Below are 18,447 nucleotides of genomic sequence, written 5' to 3'. Positions count from 1 at the left end.
TCTGCGCCGCAACGCTTGCGCGTTGCAGCGCGTCCGGGACACGCGATTCATGCATTGCCGCCCCCACGCACACCGTCATTGCGAGCGCAACCTCCCGCTACGACTTGCTCCCGCTAGCCGCCACCGGCGCAGCACTTTCCTGCTTCTGAAACATCAATAGCGGCCGGAAGATGACGCGGCCATAGGCCTCGTAGCGGTTCTGAGTGGACACCGACACCTTCAGCGGTGTCGCATAATTCGCTTCGAACGTCATGAACGGCGCATAGGTCCAGGAAAATCCCACGCCGACTGAAGACATTTCGGTGACGCCGGGGAAGGTCGAATACACCGCACCCCAATCGGTGAAGATATAGGTGTCGAAGCCCCTGAGCCATTGCGACCAATTGTAGTGCAGCTCCGCGTTGAAATAATAGCCGCTGTCGCCGGACGCCGCGTTGGAGGGATAGCCGCGCACCGTCGTGGGGCCGCCGATCGAGAAGATCTGGTCGCCCGGCAGCAGCGTCTCCGGCGTGTATTGCCAGCTCGCCAGCACATTGGCGCTGAAGTTCGCCGGCCCCGCGGCGCTGGTTGCGATCAGCGAGCCGGTATAGGTGTTGAACGCGCGGTTGTTGCCGAGCACGTAATCATGCCACGCGATGTAGTTCACCGCCGGCGAGACCGTGATGGAATAGGTATTGCCGGACCTGGTCACCGAGATGCCCGCCGTGGTCTTGTCGTAGTGATTGTCGGTGACGGCAACCGTACCGAAGCGGCTGACCGTCTTGCCCTCGGTCAAGGCGGCGTTGACCAGCACCAGCCAATCCTGCGTCACCCAGACCGGCTGACTGAAATTGACCGCGGCCTGGCTCGAGCGACCGGTGACGTCGAGCGCGACGAAGGGACCCTGGATGATCTTGATCTTGCCTTCGGTATAGCTGACGCCGGCGCGGCCGCCCCAGGGATTGACCGGGATGCTGTAGGCGACATTGCCGTTGAGATTGCCGTCGGAGCGGACGCCGTAGAAGGTCAGGCGGTCGTCGACGCCGAACAGGCCGTGGCGCTTGTAGAAGCCCCCGCCCTCCCAGCGCCCGGTATTCTCTGGACCCTGGTTGTCGACGAACAGCTGCAAGGTGTCGGTCGGCGGCTCGATCACCGCGAACTGGAGGTCGGTGAGGCCGAAGCTCGTGCCGGGCTGCAGCAGCGCCTTGATCTGCACGTCGTTGGTCCGGTTGAACCAGATCACGTCGCGGTTGAGCTTGGGGACGTCGAGCACCTCGCCTTCTGGCTCCTTCACGCGCTGAAGGATGTAGTCGGCGCGGGTCTGCTTGTTGCCCTCCACGGTCGTCTTCTGCAGCCGGCCTTCGGTCAGCTTGATGCGAACGACGCCGCCCTTGGCGTCCTGCTCCGGCAGCGTCGCAATGCCGGTGACGATGCCGCGCGCGGCATAGACGGCGTTGATGTCGGCGACGAGCTGCAGCAACGCGGCGATGTCGACGTCCTTGCCGACATATTTCTTCGCGATCTCGTCCAGCTCGGCCGGGGTGATGAACTTGGACTCGTCGAACGTGACTTTGCGCAGGCGGAACTTCGGCCCGCCCGGCTTGAGAAGCTGGGACTTCTCCCGCTCGCCGCCGATCACCGCCGGCCCGGTGAGCTTGGGCGGCGCGCTCTGCTGCTCGAGCTGCCGCCGTTGGCGGTCGACGTCGTTCTGGATTACGCCGGGATTGATCGACTGGGCGCGCGCGGATGCGAGGCAGGACGCTGCAAGCCCGATCGCCAAAGCTGCCCGCAGAACCCACATTCCCTTACCACGCCTCCGCGAGACGGCTCACGGCCGGTTTCACCGTCTGGACCGCAGCGTCCTTCCAGCCCGCGCGATCCACGCGCTGCCCCTTCTGGCGCAGCTTGCGCTCCTCGCTGAGCCCCTCGATGTTCACGGCGGGGCCGTTGCCCACGGCATCGACCGGCCGCGGCATCAGCAGCGCGTCGAGCCGCGCTTGGCCGGAGAGGCCGAGCAGGTAGAACGTCCCGACATCTTTCTTCGCAAGCCAGGTCTCGATGCTCTCGTTGCCCGCGCCGTCGACCGAGATGTTGCGCACCATGCTGGCGCCGGTGAAGTCGTAGCAGCAGGTGTGGCTCGGCCCGTAATTGGTCACCGTCGCCGAGATGTTGCCGGTGTAGAACACCACATAGGCATTGCTGACATTGGCGTTGCCAGCCTGGCTCATCGTGAACACGCCGCCCGGCTGGTAGAGCTGGAGCGCGGGCCAATTGGACGGTGCGGGCGTGCGGTTGTTGAGCAACACCTGCGCGTTCGCCGTGGTCAGCATCAGCTGACCCGGAACGTAGCCGTTGATGATCGAGACGGCGGGCGCGTCGGTCCAGAAGGTCGCATCCACCACCCTGAACTGGTTGATGATGATGAGTTCTGGGTCGATCGCGACGTCGGCGGACTTCGCGACGCCGCCATTGTAGCCGGTGATGTTCATGACCAACGGAATTGCCGGCGTCGAGCGGATCTGCTCGCCCTTGACGTTGATCGTGTCGGCCGCGAGGTCGAGCTGTTTCACGACGCTGACCCAGCCGATGGTCAGCTCACCCGGCGAGGTCATCTTGATGGTGTTGCCCCGGATGCGGTCGAGCGAGACCGGGCCGGCCGAGACGAAATGCGTGTCGCCGTTGGCGGAGATCGATCCGCCGCGGATCGCACCCGTATCGGAGCGCAGGTCGACGTCGCCAATATCGCCCGGGATGCCCGTCGTGGTGAGCTGGCTGAAAACGATGTCGTTCACGGCATGCAAGGTCTGCGTGCCGCCGCTGACGGCCGTTCCGAGATTGATCGCGCCCGTCGTCGCGGTGACGCCGAGCGAGCCGCCGGCATCGAGATTGTCCCACTGAACGACCGTGCCGCTAAGGACCGCGTTGCCGGTCGAGGCCGTGAGGTTATGACCGGTGTTGGTGCCCGCCGCGATCAGCCTGGCCGAGCCGTTGGCCGAGACCGACCCGAGCGTCGGCACGCCGCCTGAGGTCGCCATCTGCGCCAGGATGAAGCCATTGTCGGCCGTGACGTTGATGCTGCCGGCATCGCCGTTGATGCCCGTCGCCGTCAACGCATTGAAGATGACGTTGTCGCGGGCGTGGACGGTCTGCGTGCCGCCGCTCCGCGCGGTCTGGAACGTGATGCCGCCCTGCTCCGCGGTCGCGCCGAGCGTGGTTCCGACGTTAAGCGTGTTCCAGTTGATCGGGCCGCCGGCGGTCAGCAGACCTGAACCGGTGGCGGCGGCGAGGGTGTTGCCGGTGATGGTCGTGGCAGCCAGCAGGCTCGCCGAGCCGTGGGCCGAGACCGAGCCCAGCGTGGTCACCCCACCCGAGGTCGCTGTTTGCGCCAGGATGAAGCCGGTGTCGGCCGTGACGTTGATGTTGCCGACATCGCCGCTATGGCCGGTGGTCGCGAGCAACTTGAACGTCACGTTCTCGGTCGCATGGACCGTCTGCGAGCCGCTGCTGTCGGCTGTGCCGATGACGATGCTGCCATTGCTCGCCACGGCGCGGAAAGACCCGCTCGCGCCGGTCGCGGTGCCCGCCAGCACCTGGTCGAGCGTCAGCCCACCGCTGCCGATGATGTCGACGCTGCCCTTCGCCGCGGACAGCAGGCTGGCCTCGGTGTCGGTGAGAGCCTCGACATAGATGTCGCCGGCACTCGTGCTCGCCGACAGCCGCGCAGCGCTGAGGACGAACCGGCTCGTCGCATTGCCGATGCCGTTCGACGCGGTCAACGACAGTCCCGCGCCCGCGCCCGAAGCGGCGAACTTGGTCTGCCCATCGCCGTTGTCGACGATGGCTCCCAGCGAGGCGACGCCGCCGGCGGTGACGATGATCGAGGGTGAATTCGACGCCGCCGCATAGGACAGCGACGAGTTCAGCTGGCCGATCGTCGCATCGCCCGTGGTGGTCAACGAGATCAGTCCGGCCGCGTTGATGGCCGAATAGGCGCCCATCGACAGCGTCGCTGCGACCAGCGTGACACCATCGGAGCTGCTGGTCGCAACCACCGGCGCCACGCCGGTGCCGGCGGCAAAGATCATGCCGCGATTGGCGAGCAGCTGCATCAGGCCGCCGCTGGCGATGCCGGCATTGACGGTGAGCGCGCCGCGCGCAACGTTCAACGTCAGCGCACCACCGGCCGTCAGCATCCCGAAGGTGCCGCTGCTGCCGACCACGAGGTCGCCGGTGACGGCGAGGATGCTGAGGTCGCCGACTGCCGAGCCGGTCACCGTGCCGGAGATGTTCACCTGCAGCGGTTGGAAGGCCCCGCCGTTGAAGCCGATATGGCCGCCGGCGCGCAGATCGAGGTCGGTGCCGAGAATGTGGATCGCGTCGCGGTCCGTGAAGCCGGCCTCGGCGTAGATGCTGCCGGTCGCGGCGAGCTGGATCGCATTGCCGGCAGAAATGTTGCCGAGAATGAGATCGCCGGTGGTCTGCTTCACATAGATGCCCTGGGCCGACGAGACCTGGTCCAGCTGGTCGTTGCCGGGATCGGCGAAGGCGATCTGGAGAGCGTTCGCGCTCGCGCCGACATTGCCGCGTTCCGCGATCAGGGTCAGGTTGGCGATGTCGCCCGAAATCACGGCCCCACCCGCATTGGCGGAGATGCCAGTGACCGCGTCGAGCTTGACGTCGCCGCGGCCGGTCACCTCGATGCCGTTGGCCTGCGCGGCGGCGATCGGGCCGTAGCTCACGGTGACGCCGCCGAGCGCGAGGTTGTTCTTGCTGCCGAGATAGACATTCGTCAGCGCTTTCGCCGAGATCGCGATCGGATTGTCGACGACGACGAGGTTCTGCTGCGACAGGCTGACCGTATAGGTCGTGACATGGGTTGTCGGGTCGATGACCGCGCCGACGGTGAGCTGGCCGGGGCCGGCCGTGGCGAGCAGGCCCCTCTGCTCCGGCGTCAGCGACGACGAATCGACGCTGGTGAAGGTGAAGGTCTGGGGCGCGGCCGAATTGCCGACCGAGCCGCGCAGCGCGTAGAGCATGATCTGGTTGGCGCTGACATTCGCGATCACGTTGTCGTCGATCGGCGGCGGAGCCGCACCGACGGCCGACGACGACACCGTGTAGGCGAGCTGGCTCTGCGTCCACTGGGAGCCCGCGGTGATAATGCCGTAGACCCGCTCGGTCGATGCAAGGGTGTAGGAGTAGCTCGCATTGTAGGCGTTCAGCGCCGTTTGCAGCGCCGTATTGCTCGGCAGGCGCTGATTGGCCGTCGAAACGCCGTCGAACAGCTTCGTGAACAGGGTCGACGACAACGAGCTGCCGAACAGCGTCCCCAGCGGATCTGCAGGTGCGCTGCCGAGCAAGGTGGTCAGCGAGCTCTTGAGCTGGTCGGTACTGATCTGACCCAGCAGGAACTGATCCCTCAGGAACCGCGTCGTGGCCTCGGTCTTCATTTGCGTCGCCGTGACGTCGGCGGGATCGATGCCGAGCTTGGCAGCCACCTGCGCCCGCAGCACGGTCAGCCCTACCGAAGTCGGAGCGTAGGTGCTGCCGTTCGGGAAGGCGATGTTCCTGAGCTGGAAGTAGTCGTTATAGGCCGACGTCACCATCGACTGGTAGCTGTTGACGGCATTCGTCGCGGCGTTACCGCTGAGCAGGTCGAGGCTGGCCCAGACGTCCTGGAGATGCTGGCTCTGCGCCGGGGTCAGACCGACCGCCGGCCGGCCGTTCAGGATGCTGGCATGGTTGCCGTCGGAGCCGGCCGCTTCCAGGAACACAGGGCCGCCGGTGGACTGCACCGTGCCGAGGCGCAGATCGCCCTTGGACTGAACGATGTAGGTGCCGGTGGCAGAGGCGCTGTCGAGAATACCGCCGTCGACCGTGCCGTCCGGCTGCGTGGTCCCCGTCGCCTGGATCACCAGAGGATTGATGTTGGTCAGGGTGGACGCGCCGTTGACGACGGCGCTCGTCGCGCCGATCGCACCGGCGCTGGAGTTGATCTCGACGTTCTTGCCGATCACGACTGGGCTGGCGACGTTGTAAGCAGCCGCCGAGTTGATGTCGCCGGTCGCCGAGATGAAGACGCTGCCCTGCGGCGCACGGCCAGAGACACCCGAATTGACGGCGACCTGGTTGATCGAGAGCGCGCCGACCGCCGCGATCGCAATGTCGCGATCGATCGAGGTGGCGGTCAGATTGCCGCCGTAGACCTGCACCTCGACCGGCCTCCCATTGGCGCCGAGCGAACCGATACCACCATCGGCCAGCAGCGTCACGTTCTTGCCCGAGATCATCGGGTTGGTCGCATTCGGGGCGGAGGTGATCGCCGAATTGGCACCTGTCGCGATCATCGTCGTCGACCCCGAAAGGTTGTTGATCGGCCCGTTGATGACGATTCCGGAGTTGGAACTGACATTGACCGTGCTCGCACCGCCGCCGCTGAACTGGATGTTGATCGGGTTCGAGGCCTTCACCGTATTGGTCAGCGTCAAGGTCAGATGATCGTAGATCTGCTGGTACCAGTTGTACTGGCCGTCCGCGCCGCAGCACTTCTCGGGATGCGTGTTGCCGCCGGCATTGTGATACGAGCCGGTCGCGGTGATGACTTCCTGGAAGTTGGCGGTCTGCAATTGGCCGGTGTTGCCGCCCCCGCCCGTGGCCTGCATCACGTTCTCGACCAGGCTGACGGTGCGGGTCCAGTTCTCCCCGGTCGCCGCATTCGGCGTATAGTGCCAGCCATAATCGAACTGCGTGCTGGTCGTCGGGCGATCGAGCGTCGCCGTGTCGACCCATTGGTAGTACATGTTGGGCTTCACCGCGTACTGGATGCCCGCCGTTCCGCTCATCCCGGTCAGCATGGCGCCAGTGTATGCGCTCGCATTGACGCCGGCCGTCCTGTACGTCGACACCTGCTGGGCGCCCGCAGCGGAGGGATTGTAGACGTACCACGTGGTCTGCTGCTGAAGCTGATCGACGATCTGGATCACGCTGGGCGCGCTCACGCCGGTGTTGATGGTGTTGGTGACAAGCTGAAGCCCGGTCGTGTTGTTGACCGTGATCGATCCGGCACCACCCTTGACCGCGATGGTGCCTTGCGAGACGCCGTTCTCGGTCGAGGTCGAGATGATCTTGCCGTTCAGATAGACGTAGCCGCCCGAGCCCTGCACCACGCCGTTGACGAGGATCTGGTCGGTGAGCGCGTTGTATCTCACCCCGATCTTGAGATCGCTGGCGACCTGCGTCGTCGCGGCGGCCGTGATGTCGTAATAGCTGCCGTTGCGCGCGTTGGCCTGGGCCTGCGCGAAGGCCGCGCTGTCGTTCTTGAGGCTGTTGATCGCGGACAGCGCGCCGCCGCCGATGTCGACCGAGTAATTGCTGCTCGTGCCGCTCTGGATGAGGCCGTTGACGTTGATGACGCCCGCCGAAATGATGATCGCCTGTCCCAGGATGAAGGGCGCGTCCGCCGGGTTCTGGTATCCCGAGGGCGTGGTCGAGCTCCAGTTCGACTGCGCGTTCGTGTTGGCAGTCCTCGGCGTGATCACGTCGTTCTGGATATTGACGACCTGGAAGTAGGCCGCGCATCCCGAGCAATTGAACGGCGAATAGAAGGTCGACGTGTGGTTGGTGGTGACGGTGTTGCCTTGGGCATCCGTCGAGGTCGTGGTGTAGTCGTAGGTCGTGTTGCTGAAGACGCCCTGGCCCGTATAGGTATTCCGCTCCCACGGCGCCGTCGAGATGGTCTGAACCGTCGGTCCTTCCATCGCCGCCAGGGTGGCGACGCTGCCCACGCTGCCGGCGTTGGGATTGCCGTTCCCCGGTGCGCCGGATCCCATCGGCAGGAAGATCGCCGAATAGAGCGACAGTCCGTCGTAATAGGTCATCAGCATGCGCGCCGTGAAGATCGTGCTGTTGGCAGCCGTTTGCTGAACGCCGGAATTGCCGTCGACGCAGCAATAGTAGAAATAAGGGTGATTGCCGCCTGCGCCGATATGCGGGCTGTACTCGTAGGCGCCGTAGGCGCCGAGGAAGGTTGCCGCCGCCATCACCGCCGTCAGCGTGTCGTTGTTGGCCGGCTTGTACTGGACACCGGCCCATTGCGCGGTGACGTCGTGGTTGGAGTTATAGAAACTACCGACCCCGCCGAGGAACACGAACGAGCCGTTGGGCGCCACCATCTGGATGGTCGCGGCATTGAGTGACTGCGACGCGACGATGCTGCCCAGATTGTTGGTGATCTTGAGCAGACCACCCTCATTGGTGACGATGCCGTCGAAATAGATGTCCGGCTTGCGCGTCAGCTGGTTGCCGTTGCCGTCGACGCCGAGCCCGCTGTCGGGATCGACGCGGTTGTAGGTCGCCGAGATGTCGATGATCGGCGTTGCGCTGGGCGTGGCGGTGAAGGTCACGTTGGAATGCGAATCCGGGTCGACATGGTCGATCTGCCGGTAGGTGATGTTGCCGCCGGTCACGTTGGTGACCGTGAGGTTCGCGAAGTCCATGAAGTCGAGGCCGCGGTTCTCGACCTTGATCATCGGCGAGCCGCGGGCGATGACCGCTGGCGCCGAATGTCCGGCGAGGCTGTTTCCGGTCAGCTTCTGCGCCAGGATCGAGACGTTGCCTGCGGACACCAGCATGTCGCCGAACGCGAAGGCGCTGCCGGGGGCGTCGGACGTATATGGCGCCTGTTGGATCAACGCGTTGATCTGGCGCTGGATGTCGCCGGTCGGATCGGCGCCGGACGGCGCCATCGTCGGCGTCGGCGTCCGGATCGCGAGGGCGGACCGGACTTGCGTCTCGGTCAGGCCGGTCAAACCGACGAGCTGGTTGACGACGTTCTGGTAGGGATTGAAGCCGCCGACAACGGTGTATTGCACCGTCTGGTGATTCCAGCTCTTCACCGGGCTGAAATGATCGACGTCGGAGACGTATTCCAGGTTGGGTGACAACGAGGAATAGGGGCTCGTCGTGCTCAAGGTCGGCGCGCTTGCACCGAGATCGATCGTGATGAGCACGTCGTTGTTGATGCCCGCCACCACCAGGCCGTTCAGCGCGACGTCGCCGGTTCCGCTGGTGTGGCTGTGGTTGTCGCTGTTCTTGGCGCTGAAGATGTCCAGATACGGATTGTAGTTGCTGCCATTGCCGGACGCGGTCACCTGCCCCTGGGTTGCACCCAGGTAGATGTCGCGGACACCGAGCACCCGCGAGCCGTCGGCCAGCGTCACGGTGCTGTCGCCGCCGGCATTGGCCGTGCCGCGATAAAGCGTCGAGATCGGAATGGCCGTATTGTTGTAGACGACCGTCGTCGCAGTCGCCTGGATGCTGCTGAAGGTGATGGTGTCGCCCGACATGCCGGCGAAGATGTTGATGTCGCGCCAGGCCTGGATGATCGTGCCGCTGCCGACATTGACGGCCTGGTTGGCATGGACCCAGCTGTTGGTGCTGGCGCCGACGCCCGCGATGGCGCCGTAGAGGCTGGCGTTGGCATTGTTGGAGGCCGCCATCTTCGCAGCCGTGCCGACGAAGATCTTGCCGACGCTGAACAGCTCGCGGGCGTTGATGTTGACCGTGAGCGTGGCGTTCGCCGTCATGTTGGATTCGGCGCCGCCGCCGGCGAAGAAGCTGGCCGTGGCGAGGCTCGCCGTGTCCCGGGTGTTCAGCGTGTTGTAGGCCTCGATGTCGATCACGCCCGTCGAGGTGCGCGGATCACCGTTGAGACTGAGGATCGTCCCCGCGCCTATGTTGGTGGTGACGGTCTGGGTGACATGGGAATCGCTCAGCGCAGCCGCCCCCGAGAACGAACCGCCGGACCCGGACCGCGCACCGCCACCGGCCTGGTTGACGATGTCGTTGGAGGTGACGACCATGTCGCCGCCCGCCGAATTGATGATCAGATGAGTTCCGATCTCGGCCGTCGTGGTCGACACGACGTCGTTCTGCGCCTTGCCGGCGGAGACGCCGGCCGTCGATGCCTGGTAGGCATCACCGCTCGCGGCATAATTGGTGGTGTGCTCTGCCGCTATCTTGAGGCCGCCGAAATAGAGCGTGTCGTCGGTCGTGCCGCCGTCGAAGCGCGCGTTGGTGACCGCTGTGGTATTGGTCGTGGCGACGGCCGCCGCGCCGGCATAGGTGCCGCCTGCGCCGACGGTCGCATTGGAGACATTGGCATCCGTGCCGGTCGCCGTGATCTCGAGGATGCCCGTATAGCCGGCGTGATTGAGATCATCCATGTCCGCGGGCGCGCCCAGATAGGCGTAGGTGTGCGCATTCGACGAGGTCTCGGCGACGGTCGCCCCCAGTGCCAGGAAGCCGGTCGAGAGGCCGGTCGCCTCGGCATATTGAGCACTGTCGTTCTGGGCCGCGATGACCACGTCTGCGTTCGGAAGCTCGATCCCCGTTCCGCCATACGCGCTGACGGTCGCGTTCTGGGAGGCCTTGGCGTAGCTGCCCTGCGCGCCGATCAGCGAGCCGCCGCCGCCGGCGAGCGCCTTGGCCCAGGTCGTCGTGCCGCCGCTCGGAACCAGCGCCATGGCGGTCACCGCGAGCGCACCGCCCGAGAAGACGACGTCGTTGCCGACATCCGCCGTGACCGTGGCGCCGACCGTGGATTTCGCGATGGCGACACCGACCGCGCCGCCGCCGACCGAAACGCCGATCGCTTCGCTGGACAGGTTGGGCATGATCGAGGCCGTCACCAGCGTGCCGACACCGGCCGCGGACGTCGTGATCGAGGAGCCTGCGCCGATCTCGGCAGTCACGCTCGAATTCTCGTGAGCCTCCGCGTCCGCACCGACGCCGGCGAGGATGCCGCCGCCCAGCGCCGTCGCCGTCGTCGACAATCTGCCGGCACCGGATGCGCCGACCGCCAGCGTTGAGACATTGACCGTGGCATCGTCCAGGACCTTCGCCGCGACCGAGCTCGATCGACCGGCCGTCGCGACCGAAGCGCCGACCGCCGCGGCGCCGCCGGTGACGCCGCCCGTGAAGACGACCTGGGTCGAGGCATCCTGCGCCATGACGGCAACGCCGGTGCCGCCCGTGCCGGTGACCTGGCCGCCGAGCTGGGCCGTCACGGTGTTCGCGACATTGCCGAAGGCCACGGCCGCCTGGGCCCCGAAGTAAAGCGCCGCGCCGCCCGCGATCGCCTCGGTGTCGATGGTCTTGCCGGCATAAGGTCCGGTGCTGGCGTCCTTGACGACCGCTGCAACGGTGACGGAGGGCGCGGACACGATCGCGCTCAGATTGGCCAGCACGCTGCTGTTGACGCTGGTGTAGCCGATGCCGGCGCCGATGCCGGCGTTCTTCGCAAAGCCGGCGCCGAGCAGATACATCTTGGCCGCGTTGGCGCTGGTGGCGCCGACATTGACCTGCGTGCCGGTGACGGTGCCGCCCGCGATCTGCGCGGTGACGCTGTCATTGCCGCCGGTGAGCACGCTGCTGACGTTGTAGGTCGACGTCACATTTGCATTGCCGGGGTTGCCGGCCGTCCCGCTCGCGACCGCGTCGCTGCCCTGTGTGGTGTTGGTCCTCGCGTTTACCGCCGCGATCGTGCCGTTGCCGCCCTGATTGAGCTGGCCGGTCTGCTGTCCCTGCGTATCCGGATCGGCGGTGTTGGTGCCGATCATGATGACACCGACGGTCGCGCCGATGCCGACGCTGCCGCCGATGCCCGCCGTCACCGCGTAGGACAGCACTTCCTTGGTGCTGAGCGCATTGACGTTGATCGCGCCGGAGGAATTGAGATTGCTGTTGCGGCTTTCCGCGACGGTGCGGCTCTTGAACGCGACGATGTTGGCCGCGGCGCCGACGCCGACCCCTGCCCCGCTGGCGCCGACCGCGAGCGCACCGGCGATCTCCTTGATCGCAACGTCCTCGGTGGCGTTGATGGTGACCGCGCCGGCCGCGCCGCCGGTCACCGATTGCAGCGTGGTGTCGTAGACACCGGCGATGGTGGTGTTGTTGGCGATCTCGATATTGGCCATGCCGGCGATCGCCGCCGTGCCGGTCGAGAGCGCGCCGCCGACCGCATAGGCCTCGAAGCGGTTCTTGGTGTTGGCGCGAACGTCGAGCGCACCGCTCAAATTCAGTGCGGTGGTGTGCGGCGCACTGCCGCCCTCGTAGTGGTACTCGTCGCCGACATAGGCCAGGGTCCGGTTCGAGGAGACCTGGACCAGGAATGCCGCGCCGATCGCGGCCTGGCTGCCGTAAGCGCCGGAGCCGTTCGCGGAGAAGATGCCGGTGGTGTTGTTGGCGTTCACCGTCAGCGACGAGGCCGTCAGCGCGCCGCCGTCGACATAGGCTTCCGTCGTCGCCTGGAAGACGTTCAGCCCGACCGAGCCGGTGTTGAAGCCGACCGCGATCGAGGACGCATCCTGCTCCGCATTGGCCTTTACGGTAACGGCGCCGACCGTCGCGCTCGACGACTGGACGCCGCCGACCGTGGCGTTGGTGATATAGGCGAAGGTCTGGCGCGACATGGTGGTGCTGATGACGGTGGCGCCACCGCCGCCATTGCCGGTGGGCGGAACGATGCCTGCACCGAACGCGCCGGAATAGGAGAAGCTCGAGGCGGCGACCTCTATCTGCGGCGCCAGCGCCGACGAGGTCAGGCGCGTGTCGATGGCGGCGCTGTCGATATAGGCCCTGGTCGCCCCGCTCATCACGTTGGTGATCGGATTGATCATGATCGCGATGCCGCTGCTCGCGGCGAGCGAGGCAACGTTGGTCACGACCGCCTGGTGCGAGCTCGCGACCACGGCAAGACCGCGCACGTTGTCCTGGTTCTCCGAGAGATCCGGCGTATCGTCGGTCGGCGCGTGGGCGGCGCCGAGGTCGAAGGCATGGACGAGCGTGCCGTTGTTGACCGACAGCGTATCCGTGGTGCTGGTGCCGAGCGCGTCGACCTTGGTATTCGCGCCGCTGATGAAGGCCGCCGTGGTCCCGGTGATCTGGTTGGTCACCAGCGAGCCCGCACCGCCGGCCGCGCCCTTGCTGATCGACACGGCCCCGGCGAACACCGCCGCCTTGTCGTTGTTGCCGGCGATCACGCCGACATTGTTGGTGGCGGTGACGTCGGCGCCGTTGACGCCGTTGGTGCCGGCGGCGGTGATGCTGGCGGTGACGTTGGTCCCCATCAGATTCGTGGCGACCGACCCTGCAAGTCCCACCTGCGAGGACATGGCGACGCCGACGGCCACGGTCGAGATGCTCGCGTTCGAGCTTGCGCCGATTGCGACGTTGGCGGAGGCGATCAGCTTGGAGCCGGTGACGCCGGCGCTGACATTATTGGCGATGCTGCTGTTGACAAGCGCCAGGCCGGCGGCGCTGCCTTGCGTCGAAGCTCCGGCCACGGCGGCGGTGCCGGTGATGCTGGAACTGTCGGTCGCGGTGACGGAAATGTTGCGGGCCGTAACCGACGATTGCGTCGCGCTCGACAGATTATTGCCGATGGAAGCCGAGACGGTATTGGCGATGCTGCTGATCGTGGTGCCGCCGACCCCGGCAAACTGCCCGGTTGCAAGTCCGAAGCCGATCGTGACCGCCTGGATCTTCGACGAATCGACCGCGCTCACGCTGACATTGCCGTTACTGCCCGCCGACATCAGGACGTTGGCGATAGAGGCCGAATGGGTGGTCGCGATGGTGTTATAGACGATCGAGGCGCCGACATTGTTCTTGCCGGCCTGGATCAGGCCGGCGACGGAGATGATGCTGGCCCCAGGCCCGTTGCCCGTGCCGTCGTTGAGCGCAGCCGCGCCGAAGTCGATGCAGTTCTGCCCGCCCGTGCCGCCGGCAACCGTGCAGGTGTCCGAGGCGAGAAGATTGTTGTTCGACTTCTTGACGAGGTTTCCGAGCGCCGTATCCAGCGCCGACACTGCACCGCTGTCCGCCAGCACCGTCACGCGGCCGACGTTGATGCTCACCGTTGCGCCGCTGCTGATATAGGCCGTCGTGGTCGGCGAGATCTCGCTGACGACGATCGCGCCGGCGAGTCCGTTCGACCCCGCCCCGCCCGAGGCCGCGCCGGCCGCAATCACGCTGGCGCTGGCGGCCATCACCAGCAGTGTGTCGTAGTTCGAGATCGAGCTGCTGCGGATATGCGCGTCCGTCGCGTTTGCGCCCGTTGGATCGGCAATCGACGCATAGGTCAGCCCGATGCCGACGCCGGCCTGGCCGCCCGAGATGTACAGCGAGCCGCCGCCAATCGCGACGTTCGTGGTCTGGTAGGCGTCGACCTCGAGCGCGCGGTTGACGCCCGTGGACTGGCCCGTGATCGTCGAGCTCTCGATATAGGCATTGGCGCTGTCGGTGATGATGCCGACCGAGGCCGACAGCGACGCCGCGTTGGATTTCGATCCCGCGACGCCGATGGCAACGACCATTTCCGAGCCGCCATTGAGCGCCTGCACCGTCACCGAACTCTGATTGTTCATGGTGGTGCCGTAGATGTAAGCGAGCGTTGCATTGCTCGACATCGCCGCGGCGATCGCACCGCCGATCGCGGCTCCTTGCGCGGAGGCGCCGGCCAGATTGAGCGCCGCCGAGCCGGAACCATTGTTGAGCATGGTGTCGTTGAGCGCCTGGACGATCGTGTTGGTCACCACGGCGCCGGTCGCGGTGTACTTGTTGACCGTCGTGTTCCTGATATAGGCGCTGGTGCCGAGCGAGACGTCGCTGATCGACGAGCTGCCGGCGAGATCGATGCTGAAACCTTCGGTGCTCGATCCCGAGGTCGAGCCGATCTTGCTCGCGGCCGTCGTAACGCCTCCGGCCCCTCCGGTCGCACCAGCGCCGGCCGCACCCGCCTTGTCGGAGAAGCTGGATGCCTGCGGCTCGGAGATCGAGGCGGCGACGGCAGCTGCGGTGATGCGCCCCGAGGTGGTCGCACTGAGCGTCAGATTGTCGACGTTGACGGCTCCGCTGCCGCCGCCCGTGCCGGCAAACGGGTCGTCGGCGCTGAACGGACCTGGGCGAATGTCGGAATGATTGTCGCCGATATAGGCCGAAGTGTCGGCATTTGCGCCGAGATAGGCGACCGCCAAACCGACCGCCGAGCCTCCGCTGGTGTTCCTGCTCATGGCACCGGCCAGCGTCACCACCGACAGATCCTGCTGTGCCAGGATCCCGACCGTCGGCGCATAGACGGTGGCCTGGCTCGAGATCGACGCATGCGTCGTGTTGTTCAGGAAGCCGAGCGAGGTGATGCCGTTCAGCGCCAGCGCCCCGGCGGCCTTGCCGGACGTCGGGGCCACCGCGACGAACCGGTCGGAGGTGATCGCGTTGACGGCGATGTCGTCCGCCGCGCGCACCGTCGCCCGATCCGAAATGCCGGCGATGGTCTTGGTGTTGAACTGGACGAAGTTGAGCGCGCCGCCGACCGAGGAGCCGCCGGACGTGTTGCCCGTCAGAAAGCCGAGCGTGCCGACATTGCCGGCTGCGTCGATCGACGCCGTGGTCGTGGTCGCCGCGATCTGGATGCTGGCGTCGTAGCTGTGGAGATCGCCATTGTCCATGCCGGCCGACCAGCTGCTGCCGCAGGCCGCGGTCGTGCAGGTCGCGGTCAGGCTCGCGCTGCCCGCGACCCAGGCCGTCGTGTTGTTGTTCACGACGAAATGGTTCAGCGAACCGGCGATCCCGATCGTGTCGCCGGCATCCGCGGTGGCGTTGGCGTAACTGGTCAGGATGTTGCCGCCGACGCCGAGGTTGCCGTTGAGGTGGCTCAGCACCGCACCCAGCCCGTCCCACTTCAGCCATGTATTGGTGATGGGCAGTTCGGTGGTGGCGTCGACGGCGATGTTCGCCGCGTTGATCAAGACTCCGTTGCCGACATAGGCATTCGAATTGTGGGTGAAATTGCCCCAGGCGACGGCCGCGCTGATGGCCGTGCTCTCGCCGGACACCACGTCCTTGGTGATTGCGCTGGCCGTCGCATTGCTGCGAACGCCGCGGTCGATGACGTTGCTGGCGACGGCCACATTGCCGCTGGCATAGATGCTCGGCGCACCACCGCTGGGATTCTGCGCGATCGCAGCCGTCGCGCTCTGGGTGCTGTTGGCCAGGGAAAGTGCGGCCGCAGCCTTGAAATTGAAGTTCAGCGGCATCAGCGAGGACATGTGGTCCTGGATGATCGACGTCGGTGCGGTGACGGCGCGCAGCCCCCGTTCGATCGCCGCGATCAGCGCCGGCAGCCCGGCGATGGACGAAGCCATGGTGGAGTTGCTGGTGGTGTCGGACGTCGCCTCGACCAGAACGGAGGCGTTCATCCGGTTGGCCGCATCGGTTCCGAGCGATGCGCCGAGGGTCGCAGTCACGGACGTCGTGATGTCACTGATGGCGAACGCTCCGCCGACGCCGCCGCTCGCCCCCAGTCCGGGTGCGGCAACCGACGTTGCGCTGGTCGAGAACGAGTTGTTATTGATCGCGCGCACCTTCAAGGTGCTGCCGCTCGTGTTCACGGTCCCGGCAGCGATGTGCGCGCCGCTCTCGACATTTGCGATCGTCGTCACCGATCCCTTGGAATAGGCCACGGTCGGGACGATCTGCGCGCTGGTCGACGCCGCGAGCGCGGAGACGGCGATGGTGGCGTCGTTGAGCGCCTTGATCTCGAGGTTGCCGCCCGCATTGACCGTCGCGCCGGAGGCCACGTTGGTCGTGGCGACGCCGTCGATCTTGCCGACCACCACGCCGGCCGCGACCGGCGTGAGGCTGCCGAGCAGGGTGGACGCGATCGCCGGATCCGAGGCGGTCTCCGATGCATGCGCGGAAATGGTGACATCGCCGCGGCCGTTGATGTCGGCATGGCTGTTGATGTTGATGGTCGCCGTGGCGCTGGCCGCAACATAGCCGCCGTTGAGGCCCAGCAGCGAGCCGGCCAGCGCCGAGCCGACGAGCGCCAGCGCCCCGACCGGCGAACCGTCGAGGAAACTCGACACGGCGGTCGAGGTCGCGGTGATCGAGACGGTGCCGCCGGTGATCTTGCCGTCGACCGTGATCGCGGTGGACGCCGTGGCCTGACCGGACAGCTTGATGTCGCTCGCCGTCGCCCGCAGCGTCACATTGCCGTCGGCGTAGGGGGTCCCGCCGAAATTGACCGACTGGGCCAGGATCTGTGCGCCATTCATGATCTCGATGTTCGGCGCGTCGATGATGACATTGTTGGCGTTGCCGGTCGAATGGCCGGAGCCGTCGAGACGGCGGGCGTCGATCATCGCGTGCGCGGCGAGCGTGATGGAATGATCGGCCTGGATCAGGTAGTCGGCACCGGCGCTGAGCCCGGCGAGCGCATTCGCGATCGAGCTGTTGGAGAGCGTCACGCCGGTGTCGCCCTGGCTGGCATCGCCGACCACCAGGTCGATCGGATCGAACAGCAGCGTGCCGGCCTTGCCGTTCGGCGCGGCAACGTTGACCGCAACGCCGCGGCCGACATCGATGATTCCGTTGGCGCTGAAGTCGACCAGGCCGCCATTACCGGTCTTCGAACTGGCGTTGAACCTGGCTCCACCCGCCACGGTCAAGTTCTGCGCCGCCTTCAGGCGGATCTCGCCGGCATTGCCCGTCCTGCTCGCGATGTCGAGCCTGGCGTTGCCGCCGATACCGATATTGTTGCCGGCCTGGACGGTGATGTTGCTCGGCGTCGCGGTCTTGCTGTGCGCGGCGAGGCGTCCGTTGACGCGAGCGTTGTTGACGGCGCCGATATGGATCGATCCGTTGCTGACGGTGATCGCGCCGGCGCTGCGCAGGCCCTTCGAGTTGACCGAGGCTGCGAACTTCGTGGCATGGTCGAGATTGGCGATGTCGCGCTGGCTGGCGCCGGCGACATAGACGTTCTGCCCGGTCAGGCGCACGCCGTCCTGGGCGTTGACCCGGCCGTAGATGCGGATGTTGCCGTCGGGCGAGACCGGGAACGAGCCGGCCATGAGGTTGCCGACGGCCGAGTGGTTGATCTGCCCGTTCGTGCCGATCACGCTGTCGGTGAACTCGCGCGTCGGCGTCGAGACGTTGAGGCTGCCGACATTGACCACGCCGCTGCGGCCGACCACGAATCCCTTGGGATCGGCGAAGTAGACGTTGCCGCCGATCGCACCGTTCATATAGGAGTTCAGCGTGCCGTTGACGTAGACGGGGGCGTCGCGAACGATGTTGACGAGATTCTGCGTGCCCGTCGGCAGTTGCAGATTGACCGTGTTGCCCTGCCCGACGCTGAACTGCGAGAACGAGTTGAAGGCGTTGTTGCCGGAGACCGTCGAGGTCGTGACATTGGTGACGCTGCCGGAGGTCTGCAAGGACGTCCCGGTGCGCCCATCCGGCACGATGACGTTCGCCGTCTGCGCCTGACCGCGGACGCTGTACACCGGCAGGAAGATCATCTGCATCGCGCAGAGCAGAGACATCGAGCGGAACTGCGCAAGTCCGCGCAGGCCCCGTTCGTCAGCGTCTCGCGTCGCAGATGGTCCGCGCATTTCAGATCCTCTTCAT

Annotated in this window: 2 protein-coding genes; both read right to left on the bottom strand. The window is 66.1% G+C overall.

The features are described 5' to 3' along the window. Nucleotides 1–97: 97 nt before the first annotated feature. Nucleotides 98–1,780 carry a ShlB/FhaC/HecB family hemolysin secretion/activation protein gene (locus tag DCM79_RS30045; RefSeq protein ID WP_257177658.1) on the bottom strand — a complete coding sequence of 561 codons (1,683 nt, stop codon included), beginning with the start codon at nt 1,778–1,780 and terminating at the stop codon, nt 98–100. Nucleotides 1,781–1,784: 4 nt separating this feature from the next. Next, on the bottom strand, nt 1,785–18,431 hold the full coding sequence (locus tag DCM79_RS30040) for a leukotoxin LktA family filamentous adhesin (protein ID WP_257177657.1): 16,647 nt from the start codon (nt 18,429–18,431) through the stop codon (nt 1,785–1,787). Nucleotides 18,432–18,447: the final 16 nt, after the last annotated feature.

Source organism: Bradyrhizobium sp. WBOS07 (assembly GCF_024585165.1).
GTDB classification, from domain to species: domain Bacteria; phylum Pseudomonadota; class Alphaproteobacteria; order Rhizobiales; family Xanthobacteraceae; genus Bradyrhizobium; species Bradyrhizobium japonicum_B.
Note: the sequence above shows the minus strand (reverse complement) of the source record. Positions and strands in the feature narration are given on the sequence as shown.